This is a genomic window from Legionella wadsworthii DSM 21896 = ATCC 33877, from assembly GCF_000701265.1.
Lineage (GTDB): Bacteria > Pseudomonadota > Gammaproteobacteria > Legionellales > Legionellaceae > Legionella > Legionella wadsworthii.
In genome coordinates, this window is the sequence record NZ_JNIA01000001.1 from 1 (window position 1) to 18,118 (window position 18,118).

An 18,118-nucleotide genomic window follows, 5' to 3' on the forward strand; every position below is an offset into this window, starting at 1 on the left:
TGTTGTGGTTGATGAATGCTGAGCCAATTAAGTTATTATTTCTTTGCACGGGGAACTCTTGTCGGTCCATTATGGCTGAGGCAATAACTAATCATTACTCGAATGGTCGCTATCTGGCTTTTAGTGCAGGTAGCGCTCCGACTGGAAACGTACATCCGATTGCAATTGAAACCCTTACGCGCCATGGTATCAAACCCAATATTCTTCGCAGCAAATCCTGGAATGAATTTAAAGCAAAATCTATTGATTTAGTCATCACAGTCTGTGACCAGGCAGCTAGTGAAAGCTGTCCAATTTTCCAGGGTCAACCAAAGAAACTCCATTGGAGTATCCCTGATCCTGCCCAAGTAGAAGGTTCAGAAATGGAAATCAATACAGCATTTGAAGCGATTTTTAATCAACTGAAACAACGAATAGAAAAGGAGCTGCTGTCATGACCACTTGCAGCACCCGTCGCCTTTCTTTTTTAGATAGATATTTAACGTTATGGATTTTCCTGACAATGGCTATTGGCGTTGTTATCGGTTCACTCTTTACCGGAACACCACAATTTTTAAATTCATTATCTATTGGTTCCACCAATATTCCCATTGCGATTGGACTCATTTTAATGATGTACCCTCCACTGGCCCGGGTAAAATATGAAGAATTACCACTAGTATTCAAAGATTGGCGAATTTTATTATTGTCCCTAATTCAAAACTGGCTTATCAGTCCATTTCTCATGTTTGGTCTCGCTGTTTTATTCTTACATGGATATCCTGAGTACATGACTGGACTTATCCTCATCGGCTTAGCGCGTTGTATTGCTATGGTGATTGTATGGAATCAGCTGGCAGAAGGCGACAATCAGTATGTTGCAGCTTTAGTGGCGTTTAATAGTATTTTTCAACTGCTTTTCTTTAGTGTCTATGCCTGGTTTTTTCTAACAGTCTTGCCGCCCCTGGTTGGCATGACTGGACAAATAGTCCACATTGATTTTATAACCATTGCAGAAAGCGTCTTTATTTATCTGGGCATTCCTTTTTTTGCAGGTTTTCTGACTCGCCTTATACTGATAAAGAGAAAAGGGCTGGCCTGGTATGAAACTAATTTTTTACCAAAAATTTCACCCATTACCCTGATTGCCCTATTGTTTACGATTCTGACGATGTTTTCTTTAAAAGGCTCGATGGTATTGCAACTTCCCTTAGGTGTAATTCGGATTGCAATTCCTCTGACTATCTATTTTATTGTGATGTTTCTTGTCAGTTTTGCGATGGGCAAGCTTATCGGTGCTAACTATGAAAAAACAACAGCCGCTTCATTTACCGCAGCTAGCAATAATTTTGAATTGGCAATTGCTGTGGCCATTTCTGCCTTTGGGCTTAATTCTGCTGTCGCATTTACAACAGTTATTGGCCCTCTTGTTGAAGTGCCTGTACTCATTTCACTTGTGAATGTAGCATTTTGGTTGAGATGGCAATGGTTTGATAAAGCAAATAAAGCGTATTAGTTACCTGTGTTTTATGAGGTTGTGATGGCATTGATTAAACTTATGAGTTTTCGTAATTCTCGTTTTTTACGTAAGTATTAAGATCGATATGGTGTACACCCTAGAAAATAGCGGTCGCAATGAAGGCTTTAGCAAACCAATGCGGTCATAGTGATGTAATGTTTGTACCGAAACACCAGTTAATTTGCTTAAGTCTTTTACGAACCATTGAGTCATAGTATTGCCTCCTTAAGAACAAAAGTAAGGTATATAAGAAGATTTGATAAACAAGCTAAAAACCTACGCCAGATAATGGATAGAATCAGGTTTTATTTTTCAAATGCATCAATTACACATGTACCCTGACTTGCCCCATCTTTCCGCTCCAATGATTGTCATCCCTTATTTCTGTTTACCACGCAGATATAAAACTTTTGTGTTAGATCCTGGATTAACTCGTTCTTCCGTTTCAAAAATGTCTGGTTTTCCTTTAACCAAATCGCTTAGCTTCTTGAAGCCATAAAGCCTGGAATCAAAATCAGGCTTTAACTTAGTTAAATAACCACCAAATGTTCCTATGTATGCCCAACCAGTATCATCGTATGAGTTATTTAATGCTTCTAGAATGAATTCTTTTGGAAATTCTTGTGCTGAGGGTTCATTAGCTTTCGCCTGTTTAACAGGCTGCTTTCTCTTTTTTGATTGACTAATTGATTGATCAGGTGGTGCTACAGGGCGTAGTACTTCAGTGAAAATGAATTTATTGCAGGCATTACGAAATGCCTCTGGTGTTTTTTTCTCTCCAAATCCAAAAACTTGCAACCCTTCTTCACGAATACGGTTAGCAAGACTTGTAAAATCACTATCGCTTGACACGATACAAAAACCACCAAACCGATGCGTATAAAGTAGATCCATAGCATCAATGATAAGCGCACTATCAGTTGCGTTTTTTCCAGAAGTGAAAGCAAACTGCTGTACTGGTTTTATAGCATATTTATGTAACACCTTTTTCCATTGCGCGCTAGATGGTGAGGTAAAATCACCATAAATTCTTCTTACGATAGCGTCTCCATAACCAGCAATCTCGGTCAAGAGACCATCAATAATTACTGCCCGAGCATTATCGGCATCAATAAGGACAGCTAATTTTAGAGCAGTTTCTTCTGTTGTAATTTTTGTCATGTCATTGACCTTATTTATCAATAAGCAATCATTTTCACTCTACGTCTTTTTCTTTGTTTAAAAATAATGTTGCCTCTTGATATTCTCGCCTGATTTCTTCCTTCAATTGTTCAACAGTTGGCAAATGAAGTTGATATTTTCTAGCAAATATTTGTTTGTTATTTTCTGGCAGGGTAAATTTTACGACCGCATCATTTTTTTCGGCGCAAAGAAGTAGACCTATTGTCGGATTATCATCATTCTGCTTGATTTCACGATCATAATAGTTAACATACATCTGCATTTGCCCAACATCACCATGTGTTAGGTGATTAATTTTTAAGTCAATTATTGTATAGCACTTTAAAATCGTGTGATAAAAAATTAAGTCGGGATAAAAATGATCGCCGTCGATTGTGATCCTTTTTTGTCTACCAATAAAAGCAAAACCTTTACCCATTTCAAGCAGAAACTCTTGCAAATGATCAATAATGGCGGATTCAAGATCGCTTTCCGTATAGGTGTGATGCTCTTTATACCCTAAAAATTCTAATATCACTGGATTTTTTAATGAATCTTCGGCAGTTGTAATAATCTGGCCTTTATTAGCCAACGCCAATACCGCTTGTTCATCCTGACTTGCTGCTAAACGATCAAATAAAAAAGTTCCCATTTGCCTTTGAAGTTGAGGTACAGACCAGTAATTATTAGCAGTCTCAATTTCATAAAATTTGCGAGCATTCCGCCTTGTCTCACGCATTAAAAGACGATAATGAGACCAACTCAGATTTGGATTAAATTGAGGTACTTCAAATTGGTCACCAGGCTTGTGACTAATTTCATTTTGATAGGTTAAATAGAATTGGCGCATGTATTTGAGGTTTGTAACTCCAAATCCCTTCCCAAATTCCTCATTAAGGCGAGTAGACAAGCGTTCTAACAGCGCTTTACCATAAGCTGCCCTATTTTCACCATGTTGCTCTTGTTCAATAATATTTTTTCCTATGTTCCAATATGCAATAACCTGCTCATGATTAACAGCTTTCAATACATTTGATCGGGCTTGACGGATATGCTCCACAATTACTTGATAGACCTTTTCAAGACTTTTATCAATGGATGTGTCAGTCATTTCAATAAGTCCCTCATTCACAGATTAATAACGCATTCATTTTATTGAGCTTAATTTGCATATGCTCCACATACGAATTCTAATTTGTTCATTTTATCAAACCTTGATTTTTAATAATAGATATTAAGGTATGGACGAGCTCCAGCTATCTCGATATAGATATAAATCACATACACGCAATTAACCGCGCTGACCAAAAAACCTAAACCAACAAAAGTTCTAGATGGAAACCTGTTAGTTGAGGCCATACCAATTTGCTTCTTTCGTCATAATTTATTGTATTAGATTGGAAAGGGCAGATTAAACCCTAACTAAATTGCAAAAATAACCTATGTTTCAACGAGGAGTTTGTTGTAAAAAATCAAACAGAATCAGGCCATTGTCGCGAGCTATGAAATACTCTTAATATTTCAATGTGATTTTGTTTAACTCGATAAGGAACAATGAATGGAGTCCCGTTAATGACTAATTCTCTGGTATCAAAAATTCTGCCAGCCCTTCCCATCAAAGGGTTATCCGCAAACATTTCAACTGATTTAATTATTTTCAATACTGTATCAATGGCTGCATTCGGATTGTCCTTTGCTATATAGCTTTCAACTTGTTTTAAATTTTGACTGGCTCCTCTTGTCCATTGAATTTTCAATCTCTCTTGCTCTCCCAATAGGTAACAATGCTTTCATGATCCACTAATTGACCGGAATCAGCTTCAGAAATACCTTTTATAATTTCATTAAGTTGCCATTCTTGCGTTTCAAGATAGCTGTTTATTGCTTCTGAGGCTAAGAACGATTTACTGCGATGAGTCAGCTCCGCCAATTTATTCAAACGTATTTTAGCCTGGGTATCCAGGCGGACTGTCATAGTTGTTGAAGTCATGGTTTTTCTCATTGTGTTACCATGTACACATTATAGCACTATTTTCTGAGATTAGAAAAAAATCCATAATGCACGATAAACCCCTTCGGTAAACAAATGTGGTCCATGATGGTTGAAGACTTTAAATCACATGACGTGAGTAGGTTCAAATTATGGAGCGACCCCGGTGCTGAAGCATTTTATAAGAAAATGGGATGCATCAAAATTGGTGTTAAAAAATCTCCCATGATGCCAAATAGATATCCCGTTATTTTTGAGTATGAGATTTTGAAGGAACCTTGATAAGTTTCTTTTCTATTTTATCCCGTGCAAATGTGACTTTTTTGAGCAACCCAAACCGTTGCTTCTCCACAATCTGGGTCCCTAATCTTATGTACAAGGACTTTAAAGTGACACTCTAGAAGGATTTGAGTATATTCCTCAGACGAAAGAGAGGCATGATATAAATCATATCCTCCATTATCACCCCAAACTTCTCCGTATTCCGGTCCGGAAGTAAATATTAATAAACCATTTTGCTCCACTAAAGAGGCAAGTGATTTTAATGTTTTTCGTTGATCGTCATGAGGTAAATGAAAGAAACTATGCCAAGCAATGACAGCATCGAATTTCTCTTGTAAATCTAAAGTCCTCATATCAGCAAGCAACCATTTTGCATTTGGAAATCGTTTTTGCATTGGTTAATCATTAGTTAACCGCTGAACGAGTTTGATGGGTGTTTCGGAAGAAGCTGAAACATGTTTTAAATGAGCAGGAATTTCTATAGGTTTGCTACTCATCACTACAGTTGGAAGCTCATCGTAAGGCCAAGGGTCAAATGATAATACTTTCTCAAAAGAATGCCTACCCATAATGAGTCCATCGACCGTAGATATGAACTCTTTATAACCACCATCCTCACCAGAGGGCACAAGCGCATTTGCTTTCGTTAGCCAATCAATAGAACCATCCTCTCTTGAAATAAAGCCATCAAGACTTGTGGCAATAAAAACAGAGCATTTAGTAAACATCATTATTTATCCTTTGTATACAGATTTATTGATTGAGTTCATGCAGCATAATAGCATTTCCTTCAGAGTCGATGATAATTGCCATTCTACATACAGGTGACGAAAAGATATCCAACTTGAATGTTACCCCATTCTTTTTTAATTGTTGCGTTAAGGAATCCAAATCTTCCACTTCAAAAGCAATACTACCTCCGGACACCGCACTTGGTTTAACACCTTCTGCAAGGGTTGTAATCGCAAAGCATCCGCCTTGTGGTAGGTCGTACTCTATCCAATGACCATTCGCAGATACTGTGCTAGGTGTTAGACCAAGGTTTTTTTTATAAAAATCCATCGCGCGATCTAAATTTTCGGCGGGATACATGGTAAACGCTACTTTTTTTAACATGGTTTTTCCTTTAAATAATTTTTCCCACTATTATAAGCTCGCATTATTTCTGCTCATAGTCCACTATCACTACCGTTTCAATGACAAATCGGCAACGCTCTTCAATCGTTTTATTAGGCACAAGCACAATTTCAAAACCAAACTCTTTGTATACATCTATGTGAATTTGCTCAAAAATAAGGGCGTCTTCATAACTGATTTTGCGAGCGGAAGTTGGTTCAATAAAACCCAGGTTCTTAAAAAAGAATACTTTGCATTGATAGATACCCGCTTTTAGGCAACGGTCAACTTCAGCTAATAAGATAGATGAGGGTGTAAAATCACGATTATGCCAATGAGCGGAATAACGTCCTAATGCATATGCACAAAATGGCGATCGATCATAAAACTGCAAAGCACCTTGAGCATTCAATTGCCGTAATTTTTGTGTTAAAACAATCTTATCTACAAAATCAGTCTGTTCCCATGGGCGCATAGCTCCCTTTGCCTGCTCCTCTGCAATGACATCTGTTGCAGACTCAGGAATCACTACATACCCTAATCTTTTCAATGCCAAAATAACAGAAGTTTTTCCACTGCCTGGGGTGCCAGTAAAGATAAAACGATTTGCTAGTTCTAACTTATTCATGTAATTCAAATCTTTTTTTGACCTCGCCGTTTATCTCAATGTTTTCAAGAAACAGTTTAAGAGGTCGAACCCATAGTTCAAAATCGCCGTAAAGCGCTCTGTACAACACCATATCTTCCAAGCTTTCTGAGTGCCTAGCAACATCAATCACTTCATATAGATTGCCTTTATAATGACGGTATATTCCTTTTTTTATAAAACTCATAGTACCTTCTTCATATAATAACGCTTATGACCCTTAGGGCAGTCATCCAGAACCCCAAACTCTTCATAACCATGTTTGAGATAAAAATCTTTTGCTTGAAATTCAAAGGTATCGAGGTGAATTAAAGTAACTCCTAATTCTTTTGCTTTCTCCTCAACTTTATTGAGTAAAATGGTACCCAAACCTTGGTTTCGATATTTTTCCTCAACAAAAAAGACACTGATGTACAGGATCTTCCATGTATAAACCTCCGAACAAATACCCGCTATTACCTCATCACCGTTTTTAATCGTAACGTTTATATCAATTACTTCAGGTTTTTGTGTTGCAGAGACGCACGATTTATTAAACTCAAACAACTTTTGATCGATAATTTTAAATGAATCTTTGGCATTGAACTCCAATTTATATTTTGTATTTGGTACATACACATCGCAGCTATCAGTTGTTTTTTTAGTTACAGTATCACTTTCTGCATGAAAATTTTTGGTTAATTTTTTGGTAAACCACAAAATTAAATCATCATCCAAGGGATATGTTTCCCCCGGAATAGTTAGTTTATAATCATAAGTTACCCCTAAACCATCAGGAATATAACCTCGGTTAACATAAAGTCGTTGAGCTTGTCCATATCCGCCATCAGGACCACCATATAATCCAACACCAATTCCTACAACATCAAACTGAGTGGCCGCCTTGTCTTCAGCAACAGTGAGCAAAGCACTGGCTATTCCATGCTTGCGAAAAGCAGGCAATACATTTAAGTCCATAATTTCTGGGATACCTTTATGAGCAAAGGATTCATAGTGTGAGGCCCATTTTAGAGTAACATAGCCCGCAATTTGGTCTTGAACATAGGCTACCCAAACTACTCGCTCAGATTGTAGTTGTTCTTGATGGTACCCTTCAAACAAGACGTAAGGTTTTTGCCAATTTGCTTTTTGAAAGGCATCAACAAGAACAGGAATATCGGATAATTCCAGTGGCTTAATACGAATTGACTGTTGTTTTACTTCTATGGGTTCAAGCTGTTTCATCATGTACACCATATTCCACTCATATCCTGCAGGTTTTAAATCAAAAAGAGCGTTAAAACCAACGGACTGATAGAATCGGTAGGTTTTAAGGTAATTCTCTTCCAATTCAGAGGGGCTTAGGGTTTCAACGGTTATAGTTTTAGCACCTTGTGTTGCAGCAAAATGGCAAGCCGCTTTGATTAATTGCTTTCCTACACCTTGACGATGATAATCACGTTTTACAGCCATCCAGTAAATATTAGCATTATCAGGATAGGGAAAATCAATTGAAACAAGGCCAAACGTATTATCCCCATCTTTTGCCGCAAAATTAGTGCGTGTGGTCACACCTATTGCGTAGTGCTCGTTCGCTTCTGGCAAACCAAAGTATTCTGGCAAATCCATTTGAATGGTTCGAGATAAGGATTGAGCTAAATCTCCCGTTATTTTTTCGATTTGAATCATAGTATTTTCCCTACTGCAGTATCTCTCGCATCACCTTCATAGCCATCTGGATCATTAAATGGCATGTCGATGTAATCATTATTTCTATAAAATCTTAGCGCATCCGGTGAGGACTCCACGTGCAAGCTTTGATAGCCTTGGGTTTTGAGCCACTTTTCACATAAAGCCAAGAATTGGCTACCGTATTGATGGTTTCTTTTTTCCTCATCAATCACAATGATACGCAAAGCTGCTCTCTTGTGAGGCCATAATTGCAGATGGGCATAACCAATGATGTCATTTCCCTGAGATAAAACGAAATGAACGTGAGCATCATGCTCAAAAGTCCAAGTGTACGGGTCAGAATGACCTGCTTTATCAAAAAAATAGAACTGTCTGAAATGACGTACTTTATCCCATTCGCGCGGTGTTAATGCCTTCACCACTCTTAATCCATTAAACCCTGCTTTTTTATCAATTGTTGCAATAAAGTTTTCTTTACCCAGGCAATAGGCAGAAATGTCATAGGGATGTTGATCCGCCAACTCTTGTTTTAAGCGTACATAAGCTTCTTTATCTTCCGGATGTGCTCTCATCCAGTCCCTAAATTTTAAATGTCGCTCGATTTCGGAACTTCCAAGTTCAAAAATATGAGCATGATGTGTTCGTAGGTTATCTCCCTTTTGGAAATAGCGGCGAAAAGGGATGCCGTATTCTCCCTTTGCTTCATATCCAAGTACTTGCATGGCAGCATTGGCACTGTCTACTTTGCTAATATCTAAAACAACTGGAATCATATCGATGATTGGTTTTGCAGCCAAATCAGGTACTGATGTGGAGCCGATATGATGAATTTCAATGCAATTACTACCTAATGCTTTTTTAATTCGCTCTGCTTCCTGTTCAAATTGCATAGGCCAATTAGCATCATAAGAAACTACTTCGATAAGCCGTTGTTCGTTGACTTCCATCATCTATTCTCTCTCTTGAATATGCTGAACCATTTCATCCACAAATGCAGTGACTTCTTGATAGGTTTCTTCGGTCAAGATATCGCTTGCATGATTTAGTTCCGCTTTAGTTAATGCTCGTTGAATTAAAGCTCGCCATTTTGGGAATTGATTTTTAGCCCAAGTTCCAGCTTTTAATTTAGAGCCTTGTTCCTGATATTGGAGCACATACAAAGCCCTGCATAGAGTTAATACAGCATAATATTGGTACCCTAAAGAATTTCTGGTATGAATAACCCAATCTTGCCACTCAATGGCTTGTTTTTTGACATGCTCTATAAATTCACTGTCTGATACAGGAGCAATAATCGACTTTGCTGATGGACCATATAGAATGAAGCTATTTGTTTGCAACAAATAATAATTAATAAGCCAGTCAGTCCCCGCCTGTTTGAGGTGAAACGGTTCTCCTGGGCTAATGACAGCGATTTGACCTTGCTCAGTCTTAAAATGTTGTAACATTCTATGCGACGCATAAGCTACTTCAATTCGGTCATTCCAATCTGGAAAATGCTGAACCAGATTTGCATGCAAATCATCCAAAGCCGTGAATTCTTCTGGTGTCATTTCTTGGTTTAATGTCACAAGAACATCAATGTCGCTGGTTGTTTCATCAAAATCACCCCAGATGAATGAACCATACAGATAAACACCCAACAAATGTTCTTTTAAAATTGATTGCAAGCCGGATAGTAAATCATTAAGTAAATGATTCACTTCCGAATAATCTGTGTGTAATTTACTCATTCACTACCCCACTATTGGCTGACTCTTCAGCTTCTTCGTTTCGCACATCAGGTAAGAATCCACCGACCTGCGCATCCCACAAGGTTTTGTACAAACCACCGCGATTCAACAGCTCAGCATGCGTCCCGTCTTCAACAATATGACCTTTATCGAATACTAAAATTCGGTCCATATGCAGCAGAGTCGATAAACGATGCGCAACTACTAAGGTTGTTTTTCCCTGCATCAACTCCCAAAGACTGTCTTGAATGTTGGATTCCGTAATGGAATCGAGCTGAGACGTGGCTTCGTCCAACATTAAAATGGGTGCATTTTTTAAAATCGCGCGAGCAATGGCAATGCGCTGGCGCTGACCTCCTGAGAGCTTCACGCCACGTTCACCAACTAAGGTTTCATAACCTTCTGGTAAAAGACTGATGAATTCATGCGCATGGGCCTTCTTGGAGGCTGAAATGACTTCCTCATCCGAGGCTTTTGTCCTGCCATAACGAATATTATCCATGAGGCTTCGATGAAAAAGAGTTGGGTCTTGTGGAATCATGGCAATGGCTTGTCTTAAACTCTCTTGAGTCACTTCGGATAGGTTTTGACCATCGATTAGAATTTGCCCATCCACTACTTCATAAAGTCGCAAAATCAAATTAACAAAAGTGGACTTACCGCTTCCTGAATAGCCCACTAACCCCACTTTTTGGCCTGCTTCAATGGTTACCGACTTATTCTGGAACAGGGAGTAACCACCTTGGTAATGAAATTTTACCTTTGAAAATTCAATTTGTCCTTGCGTGACCACTAATTCGGATGCATTGTTTTTATCCTGTATCTCATGGGGGATGACCAATGCATTTAAACTTTGTCTTGCCTTGCCTAAAGCTTGGTTAAATTGGTCCACTTGGTACATGGTATACCACATCATATGCCCCAATTCCATGGAAAGCCCAAGAATCAAAGCAAAATCACCAATGCTCACCAGTCCCTTGCCATATAAGTGAATTAAGGTGATCGAGGACAAACCCATCATCACTGCAATCATACCGCCTTGTGCACAGCATAACAAAACAATAAACAACTCTTTTCTTTGAAAAGCTCGTTGTACCATGCTAAAAAACGTGTTCATACGTTCCACTTCATACGTTTTCCGTGAAAAGATACGAATATTGGATTGATTCGCCAAGCTATCGACTAATTGCCCAGAAAGCTGCGATTCAGAACTGGCATGGTCATCAGACAATTGGACTAATCGTGCTGACATCCAAATACTAAATGACGCAAAGGCAATGAACCATAAGAATAAAATATAAAAGAACAGGACATTAACAAAATAGGCTGTAATAAAGGAAACCACTAACAATGAAGCGCCACGAAGAAAATCGACAGACACGCGATGCAAAATAATCTCAAGATTATCAGCAAGAGTCGTAATTTGTGTGGCAATTCGCCCAGATAAATTATCCTGAAAAAATTGCGTACTACTTCCCAGCACATACTCAAACATTTGGCTAATAATTTGGTTTTTAATCACCACCTCGTATTTATAGTTCAAGTACCCGATTGTTCGCCAAGTGATATTGTCAAAAACAATAAAGTTCGCTACTAATAATCCAGCGATCCAATACAAAGAGGGAAAATCAGTATTTGCCTTTGCCGCCAAGGTATTAATGAAAGACTTAACCAATAAACTATTAAAGGGTCCCCAAAATCCAGCCATTAAAGCAAGCAGAATAAATAAAAAAACCATGCGGCGATACGGTTTTAAAAAATGCCACATAAAAGAACCGATGTGATTAGGTAAACGATTAGTCATGATGAGCACCCTCTAATTGTTTCCCATTGAAATGATGTATCTTGCCTTGATAAATGTGATACCTGGTTTCAATGTGAATTGATTCTAAAAAGTCATGGTCGTGAGAAATAACTAACATTGCTCCTGGAAATTCACGTAATACTTCGATGATATGAGTGCGTGTTTCCAAATCTACATTGTTGGTTACCTCATCTAAGATAAGTAGCTTAGGCGGTTTGGCAGCAATTAAGGCTAAAGAAAGTCTTGCCTTTTCACCACCAGAAAGATATTTGACCTTTATTTCTACCTCTTCATTTTTGCGAAATAAAAAGTCATTTAAATGGGCACGAAGTTCAGCATGAGAAGCATGGGGTATCTGACTTTTCATCAAATCCAGGACTGTTTCGTCACAATCCAGATGTTGATAATGCTGATCGAGATACCCAACTGTATTGCACTGAGGAAGAGTCCACTCACCTGTTCTCTTAATTTGGCTATCCCCCAAGAGTGCTTTGACAAAGGTGGACTTCCCTGATGCGTTGTCCCCATACAATGCCACCCGTTCCCAGCCATTCAAGTGAAAATGAATCCCTTCAAGAATCACATCGAAAGCCTCGTAGGCAATAGAAGCGTCTTGAATCCTGATGAAGGGCTTTTGGTGATCAAGACCGTTTAATTTAAATTTTGGCTTAATCGTTTGAGGAAGGTTTAGAGAAGAAAGCTCTTCAAGCACCTGTTGTTTTTTATGATTAATTTGACTTAACCGTTTATTTCCTGTTGTCAATGCCTTGGCGAGTTTTGTATGAGACCGAATCGTTGGCCATTTGCGTTGGGCTATCTTTTTTTCACCTGAAACACGAGAACGTTTATTACGTTCTTGTGTCTTCATTAGAGCAAGATGTGATTCTTTTTTCTCACGTGCAATCCGTGTTAACTCCTGTTCAATCGATGCCTTCTTGTCTTCAAGCATCTGCTGATACTCAAAATAAGCCCCTCTAAATACAGTGAGCTTGCCCAAATCAATATGCCATAGAGTATCTACGACTGTATTGATGAGCTCCGTATCATGAGAAGCAATGACCAACGTCCCCGGATAATGCTGAAGCTTACGCATTAAAGAACGACGATTGCGACTGTCCAGATGATTTGTGGGTTCATCTAACAGCAAAACATTCGGATCTTCAGACAATATTTTGGTTAATACTTGGTTTAATCGTTGACCACCACTTAATTCAGGAAATTCTTCAATCACTTGGGGTAAATAACCAAAACGAACATCTTGTGGCACTTGAATTTCGCCAGAGGCCGAACAAAGACCTGCAAGCAACTTAAGTAAGGTTGATTTTCCTGAGCCATTTCGGCCAATCAATGCAATACGCTCACCAAAATGGATTTCACCACTGAAGTCTTGAAAACAGATTTTATGCGGATAGATAAGACCTAGGTCTTTAAATTGAATCGGTTTATGGTGCATAGTTTACTCTTAAGCATGTCTTTTAGGACAATAAAAAATGAAAATCAAAAATGATTTTCTCTCTTCGCCCTATAGATGGGCGTACTTAAGATGTAATTTTCATGGCGTTATAAACCTACTTTTGAGGGTTTTTCATATTATTTCAAATTTTAAAGCAAAATAATCACTAAAGTCAATATGAATTTTTGACTGCAACGGAGTGTACATAACTGGGTATTTAAGCAATCGAGAAGGCATTAATGGATCAGGTTTGGATTGATGCTCTAAAAGAAAATAAAGATAGGCTTTTTTATTGTCTATCGTTGTTTTATAACACATCAACTTCAGACTCTTGACGTACCTCATTAATATAGGGGCGAGGCTGCATTTCTAATTTAGAAAAATCAATGCACTCGCGTTATCATGTGGCAACCAAGCGTTCAAAAAATCACGTGCAACCCGAAGGTCTGCCATAGCTGTTCGAAAAAATTGATCGTGTGGGTTAGTAATTTGGTTTTTATTTTTTCATTCTGTGGCTGATCGAGATCTGAAATACCAGCCCCGTATTATTGCTATTAAATCAAATAAAAATTCCTGAAAAGATTATTTTTTTGATGATTTATATGGAATTATGATGTAGCAACTTCAAGAAGACTGGCTGATATTTTTGGACCTTCCAACTATAATATTTAAGAGTAGTGATAGCACTTTATCATAAATAAAAACCATATTCTATTGATAGTAAAAACAAGGGATTTTAAAAAAGGGTAAAATTTATCACAGGGGTGTACTTTAGTGATAGCCCATATGAAATAGAAAAATTGAAAATGTAACGCATTTGTAATACAATTAAAGTATAAGTATTTTGGGAGTAACTAAGATGAATAAGGCGGCAACAATTAATGCTCGTATTGAGCCTGCTCTTAAAATGCAGGCAGAAGCGATTTTGCATAAGGTAGGTTTATCTACAGCCGAGGCGATTCGACTGTTCTATAGCCAGGTCTGCCTCCAAAATGGCCTGCCGTTTGAGGTAAAAATACCGAACAAAGAGACAAGAGAGGCCATGGCAGAGCTGGAATCAGGAAAAGGCGAGCGATTTAAAACAATGAAGGATGTATGGGATTCTGTAGATAATGCTTGAATTAGAGTTGGCGACACAGTTTAAGCGTGATTTGAAAAAGATTACGAAGCAAGGGAAAAAAAGGAAGCTCTTAGACTCTATTGTAGAGCAATTGCAAAAGGAAGAATCCCTGGATCTAAAGCATAATGATCACAATCTTTCCGGAAATTGGGATGGTTATCGTGAATGTCACATTACCCCTGATTGGTTATTAATTTATAAGATCATTAAAGATGATCGCATACAATTGTTGCGATTATCACGAACAGGATCACATAGTGATTTGTTTGGGTGAGTTCTAACGGTGTCACTCTCTGTTGCAATACCGATCCCTATGAAATCCGAGTTAATCGAGGTATCTCTATTTTGAGATAAGCCTATACTTGTTCAACCAATTCAACGGTTAGTAAAGTAAAATAATGCCAACAGTATTCTATCGAAATGCTGATTTTTATTTTTTACCTAGTATATATAAAGTGCTCAGGTTTTTTTTGTTTTAAAAGCAGTTGTATAGTTGGCGATAATATCATTAGCCTCTAACTTGTATTGTGTCAGATGTTGTTTGACAGCTTGACTGTCTTCAAACTTATTTTCAGTGGCTATAGATCGTATAAATTTACGAGCGTTATTAACTAACTTTTCTAGTAAGCTCTTATTTATTATTTTTATATTGTTACTTGGAGGACATGCATACTCAAAACAAGTAGATAAATGAATCATAATAGGTACACATTTGGCACCATTGCCATAATTATTATTAAACCAAATTTCAGAACCATTTAGCTGATTACAATCGTGTTTGCAAATAAGATCGGCGGTTGCACCATTTTTACATTCAATAGCTAAAAATTTTAAATCATCCAACAGCCAGAGATTATCTGGTCCTTTTCCATAATCATTTTCGGGACGTTGGCCTATAAAGCCGAGAAGGTACGCTAACTCGTTAAAAGCATCCTCAAATATATTTGCAGTACCTTCACTAAATACAAGTTTTGAAAATACTCCCTCTGTATAGATAATAAGTTTGTTTCCATCTTTAAATTTGTCTTTTAAATAGGTAGAACATCGTATTGCTTGTGATCCTGTATGGGTTTTTAATGGTTTATAACCGATGCCTTCGATTGGTTTAAGAACTCTCAAATTATCAGAAATAGCGGATAGTTGGGTTTTTTGCGATTCCACCTTATCGTACTTGTTTATATACTCCGACATGTATTGTTTTAATACGCCTTTTAATAAAAGATCATCGTTTGAGTTATTGATTTCATTCAAAATTCTGTTTGCTGCTTCTTGTGGTTTCCTTGAGCGATCTAAATCGTAAGCTTCTCTTAAAGCGATTTTTATTGAGTCAGATGTATTTTTATTGGAATAATTTAGGTCAGCCATAATACCTCTACTTAACTCAACCCATTGAGGGTCTCTTTTTAGACAGTAGTTTATTACGGTTCTAATTTCCTCAACTCCTTTATCTTTTATTTGATCTGCTACCCTTTCTGATAATTCTAGTTGAGCCTTTGTCGCCGGTGAAAATAGTTCTAAAGTTTCGCCCGTATAAAGCTGAGAAGTCAGATCTTTTCCCATAAGAAAAATGACGCAATAATCATCATTAGATCTAACACCTCTCCCCATCCCCTGTTCTACTTTATGAACGATTTGATTTACTCTTTTTGAACTACCCGCAAGCTCGCTCTGGCGAATTTTATCAATATTATTTCGAGCGGCTGGTAATCCATCTATAACTAACAACCGACAAGCATTTTCGGGCAAATCAATCCCATCATATTTGTTAACTAAAATCGTTAAGCCAATATGAGTCGTTTTAAGTTGTTTAATTCCTTGAAGGATAGTGTCTTTATTTAAAATGAGATCAGCCGCATCTTCCCAAAACTCCACTCGTTTGTTAGATGGAACAATAACTACCACGTTATATTCTTTGGATAATTCCAAACATAATGCTTTAACATCACTATCGAACATATTTGTGTTGAGAGCTTGTGGTAATAGGATTAATCGATCTCCTACATCTCCCGCTGAATCTGGAGTGATAGGGTTATTAAGATATTGACAGCTAACACCAAAATGGGTCGTTAAGATGCTATCGTCTGATAATGTCGCGGTCATAAATATTTTTCTTAATGCATTACTAATAGAAGGAATCACATCAATTGGAATACAATTACTCGTAATTTCAATGGAATGCTTGCTAATTACGCAACTGCATCGCTCTAAATTTTCTTTTATTAATGGCCATTTAAATTTTATGTCTTCATGATTTTTGTTTTCAATTAAAACCTGCGTTACCTTACTTAGATTTTCTTGCCAGTTCCAATATGGGATCAGAATGTAAGCAAAGGGGTCTCCTGCTTCAATCTCCAAATATTTTGCTTCCGACTGCCTTTTCATTGCTTCTTCAAAAAGGCTAAATAATTTTTTATATGTTGGGTTAGATGATGATACGTTCAAAGTGAATTGTTCTTCGACTGTGTTTACGCACGCATGAGCATCATCAATAAGGAGTGTCTTAATGGGTATTTTTGCTCCCTCATCGCCAACACCAAATACTGATTTCCCGTTAATTAATTTATATATATTAGTTACTAGAATTGCTTTTCCTTTTAAAAAGCTCTCATTTTCAGGGTTATCAACGGCATTTAATCCAAGATCTTTGGCTTCGGATAACACTTGCTCTACTAAAAAATTATCTGGAACTATATAAACTACAGGCCCTTTCTTCTCATTCAAGCAACTTTTTAAAATTAAAAGGCCAACCACTGTTTTACCGCCACCAGTATTCATTTTTATAACCATGTTGCGTTCTTCTTTGCGGTCAAACCATTTGCTCCATACTTGAGATTGCACATCGCGGGGGTAATGGAATTTGTTTGGTTTTTTATTTGGTAAGGCGCTAAAAATTTCTCTTGGCTTTAAGACTGTATCAACAGTTTGTCCTGTACTAAGTTTGGAAAAATCTAATGCCATTTTATGTCCTTTAAAAAGTACTGTTATTCGATGTTGACCAAATGTTTATTAGGCTTGTAATTGCAATTTTAAGTGCATGTTGAGCGCATCAGCGACCTTTACCAACGTTTCTAATGAGGGAATAAAGGAGCTATTGCCGCTTTCAAGACGAGAAATAACCGATTGCTTAGTTCCAATTTTATTGGCCAACTCGGATTGAGTCATATGCCGCTTTTTACGGGCATTCACAATCATGACGGCAATGTTATTAATGATTTGCTCACGCTCATAGTGCCTGGCAAATTCTTCGTCCTTATTGATTTTGTCGTCAATAAACTCATTTAAGGTAAGTGCTTTCATGGTCGTATACCTCCATCATTCGTTTTTCAGCCAGTTCAATTTCTTGCTTTGGCGCTTTTTGTGATTGTTTTTTGTAGGCGTGTAAAAGAACAATGACTTCTTTTTGAATACACACATAGAAAAAACGATAACCACTGCGCGATGTTTTAATCTTAATTTCCCAAAGCGAGCCTTTAATTTGCCTGAATTGTACCCTTGGGCTATCAAAACCCAGCTCTTCAACATTCTTTAAACAACCGGCAAGTCGCGCGATTTCATCGGACGGCAAATCATTTAGGAATTCCGCCACAGGATTTTTGCCTGATTGTTTTTGGTAAAATTTTATTCTCATAGTATTTTATAGCATA

At 37.6% G+C, this 18,118-nt stretch carries 20 protein-coding genes and 2 pseudogenes; 4 read left to right on the forward strand and 18 right to left on the reverse strand.

Features of this window, described 5'->3' with window-relative positions:
- Both BU07_RS0100005 and arsB read left to right on the forward strand, forming a co-directional pair.
- Positions 1-437 (forward strand): arsenate reductase ArsC (locus BU07_RS0100005; RefSeq protein WP_345940170.1); only part of this gene is annotated, 437 nt, incomplete at its 5' end.
- Positions 434-1,495 (forward strand): ACR3 family arsenite efflux transporter, encoded by a 1,062-nt coding sequence (gene arsB, locus BU07_RS0100010; protein ID WP_031562395.1) that lies wholly within the window; start codon positions 434-436, stop codon positions 1,493-1,495. The genes BU07_RS0100005 and arsB, both read left to right, overlap by 4 nt.
- Positions 1,496-1,561: 66 nt before the next feature.
- On the opposite strand, the gene BU07_RS17105 is transcribed toward arsB, so the two are convergent.
- From BU07_RS17105 to BU07_RS17835, 15 genes and pseudogenes are all read right to left on the reverse strand, one after another.
- Complete coding sequence (locus BU07_RS17105) at positions 1,562-1,711, reverse strand: MerR family DNA-binding transcriptional regulator (RefSeq protein ID WP_278030610.1); 150 nt, start codon at positions 1,709-1,711, stop codon at positions 1,562-1,564.
- A 165-nt stretch (positions 1,712-1,876) separates the two neighbouring features.
- Positions 1,877-2,659 carry an NYN domain-containing protein gene (locus BU07_RS0100015; protein WP_019235340.1) on the reverse strand — a complete coding sequence of 261 codons (783 nt, stop codon included), beginning with the start codon at positions 2,657-2,659 and terminating at the stop codon, positions 1,877-1,879.
- 34 nt (positions 2,660-2,693) lie between these two features.
- A complete protein-coding gene (locus BU07_RS0100020) occupies positions 2,694-3,770 on the reverse strand; it encodes a PDDEXK nuclease domain-containing protein (RefSeq protein ID WP_031562399.1) in 1,077 nt (358 codons plus the stop codon).
- 361 nt (positions 3,771-4,131) lie between these two features.
- The gene (locus BU07_RS0100025; protein WP_031562402.1) at positions 4,132-4,416 is read right to left on the reverse strand and encodes a type II toxin-antitoxin system RelE/ParE family toxin; all 285 of its coding nucleotides are present in this window, start codon (positions 4,414-4,416) and stop codon (positions 4,132-4,134) included.
- Positions 4,413-4,649, reverse strand: a complete 237-nt coding sequence (locus tag BU07_RS0100030; protein WP_019235333.1) for a CopG family ribbon-helix-helix protein — start codon at positions 4,647-4,649, stop codon at positions 4,413-4,415. Before BU07_RS0100030 ends, BU07_RS0100025 begins: the two co-directional genes overlap by 4 nt.
- A 299-nt stretch (positions 4,650-4,948) precedes the next feature.
- Positions 4,949-5,659 (reverse strand): annotated as a pseudogene (locus tag BU07_RS16895) (methyltransferase domain-containing protein).
- Positions 5,660-5,684: 25 nt separating this feature from the next.
- The gene (locus BU07_RS0100045; protein ID WP_031562404.1) at positions 5,685-6,047 is read right to left on the reverse strand and encodes a VOC family protein; all 363 of its coding nucleotides are present in this window, start codon (positions 6,045-6,047) and stop codon (positions 5,685-5,687) included.
- 43 nt (positions 6,048-6,090) lie between these two features.
- Positions 6,091-6,675: an AAA family ATPase gene (locus tag BU07_RS0100050; RefSeq protein WP_031562406.1), complete on the reverse strand. Its 585-nt coding sequence runs from the start codon at positions 6,673-6,675 to the stop codon at positions 6,091-6,093.
- The gene (locus tag BU07_RS0100055) at positions 6,668-6,880 is read right to left on the reverse strand and encodes a DUF1653 domain-containing protein (RefSeq protein ID WP_031562409.1); all 213 of its coding nucleotides are present in this window, start codon (positions 6,878-6,880) and stop codon (positions 6,668-6,670) included. Before BU07_RS0100055 ends, BU07_RS0100050 begins: the two co-directional genes overlap by 8 nt.
- Positions 6,877-8,361 (reverse strand): GNAT family N-acetyltransferase, encoded by a 1,485-nt coding sequence (locus BU07_RS0100060; protein ID WP_031562410.1) that lies wholly within the window; start codon positions 8,359-8,361, stop codon positions 6,877-6,879. Before BU07_RS0100060 ends, BU07_RS0100055 begins: the two co-directional genes overlap by 4 nt.
- Positions 8,358-9,314 carry a GNAT family N-acetyltransferase gene (locus tag BU07_RS0100065; protein WP_031562412.1) on the reverse strand — a complete coding sequence of 319 codons (957 nt, stop codon included), beginning with the start codon at positions 9,312-9,314 and terminating at the stop codon, positions 8,358-8,360. The genes BU07_RS0100060 and BU07_RS0100065 overlap by 4 nt, the downstream gene beginning before the upstream one ends.
- Positions 9,315-10,097 carry an aminoglycoside adenylyltransferase domain-containing protein gene (locus tag BU07_RS0100070; RefSeq protein ID WP_031562414.1) on the reverse strand — a complete coding sequence of 261 codons (783 nt, stop codon included), beginning with the start codon at positions 10,095-10,097 and terminating at the stop codon, positions 9,315-9,317. It lies immediately after the preceding gene.
- Complete coding sequence (locus BU07_RS0100075; RefSeq protein WP_031562416.1) at positions 10,090-11,901, reverse strand: ABC transporter ATP-binding protein; 1,812 nt, start codon at positions 11,899-11,901, stop codon at positions 10,090-10,092. Before BU07_RS0100075 ends, BU07_RS0100070 begins: the two co-directional genes overlap by 8 nt.
- Positions 11,894-13,354, reverse strand: coding sequence for an ABC-F family ATP-binding cassette domain-containing protein (locus BU07_RS0100080; protein WP_031562418.1), 1,461 nt, complete (start codon positions 13,352-13,354; stop codon positions 11,894-11,896). Before BU07_RS0100080 ends, BU07_RS0100075 begins: the two co-directional genes overlap by 8 nt.
- Positions 13,355-13,486: 132 nt before the next feature.
- Positions 13,487-13,843 (reverse strand): annotated as a pseudogene (locus BU07_RS17835) (Rpn family recombination-promoting nuclease/putative transposase).
- Positions 13,844-14,213: 370 nt separating this feature from the next.
- Here BU07_RS17835 and BU07_RS0100090 point away from each other — a divergent pair.
- Together BU07_RS0100090 and BU07_RS0100095 are read left to right on the forward strand one after the other, a co-directional pair.
- Entirely contained in the window at positions 14,214-14,474 is a 261-nt protein-coding gene (locus BU07_RS0100090; RefSeq protein WP_014845121.1) for a type II toxin-antitoxin system RelB/DinJ family antitoxin, read from the forward strand.
- Positions 14,467-14,748, forward strand: a complete 282-nt coding sequence (locus BU07_RS0100095) for a type II toxin-antitoxin system RelE/ParE family toxin (RefSeq protein WP_031562423.1) — start codon at positions 14,467-14,469, stop codon at positions 14,746-14,748. The genes BU07_RS0100090 and BU07_RS0100095 overlap by 8 nt, the downstream gene beginning before the upstream one ends.
- A gap of 185 nt (positions 14,749-14,933) precedes the next feature.
- Here the strand turns inward: BU07_RS0100095 and BU07_RS0100100 are convergent, their stop codons facing one another.
- The 3 genes from BU07_RS0100100 to BU07_RS0100110 are packed head-to-tail and all read right to left on the reverse strand — an operon-like array spanning position 14,934 to position 18,102.
- Positions 14,934-17,432 carry a DEAD/DEAH box helicase family protein gene (locus BU07_RS0100100; RefSeq protein ID WP_031562425.1) on the reverse strand — a complete coding sequence of 833 codons (2,499 nt, stop codon included), beginning with the start codon at positions 17,430-17,432 and terminating at the stop codon, positions 14,934-14,936.
- A 48-nt stretch (positions 17,433-17,480) separates the two neighbouring features.
- Positions 17,481-17,771, reverse strand: coding sequence for a helix-turn-helix domain-containing protein (locus BU07_RS0100105; protein ID WP_031562427.1), 291 nt, complete (start codon positions 17,769-17,771; stop codon positions 17,481-17,483).
- Positions 17,749-18,102: a type II toxin-antitoxin system RelE/ParE family toxin gene (locus tag BU07_RS0100110; RefSeq protein WP_031562429.1), complete on the reverse strand. Its 354-nt coding sequence runs from the start codon at positions 18,100-18,102 to the stop codon at positions 17,749-17,751. Before BU07_RS0100110 ends, BU07_RS0100105 begins: the two co-directional genes overlap by 23 nt.
- Positions 18,103-18,118: the final 16 nt, after the last annotated feature.